Genomic DNA, 213 nt, shown 5'->3' with positions numbered 1-213 from the left:
CCTGACCGCGCCCAACGGCCTGTCCCAGCAACGAGTCATCCGGCAGGCACTGGCCAACGCCGGCCTGCCCACCTCGGCCGTCGACGTCGTCGAGGCGCACGGCGCCGGCACCAAACTGGGCGACCCCGTCGAGGCGCAGGCGCTGCTCGCCACCTACGGCCAGGACCGCGCGCCGGGCACGCCGCTGTGGCTCGGGTCGCTCAAGTCCAACCT

At 74.2% G+C, this 213-nt stretch carries 1 protein-coding gene; it reads left to right on the top strand.

What is annotated here, in order from left to right; all coding sequences use genetic code 11:
• A partial coding sequence (locus tag F0L68_RS41305) for a hypothetical protein (protein WP_149855363.1) occupies nucleotides 1–213 on the top strand: 213 nt, incomplete at both ends.

The sequence above is a fragment of the Solihabitans fulvus genome (assembly GCF_008386585.1).
GTDB lineage: Bacteria > Actinomycetota > Actinomycetes > Mycobacteriales > Pseudonocardiaceae > Solihabitans > Solihabitans fulvus.
The sequence above is the reverse complement of the archived record's forward strand: the minus strand, read 5'-3'. Positions and strand labels throughout refer to the sequence as shown.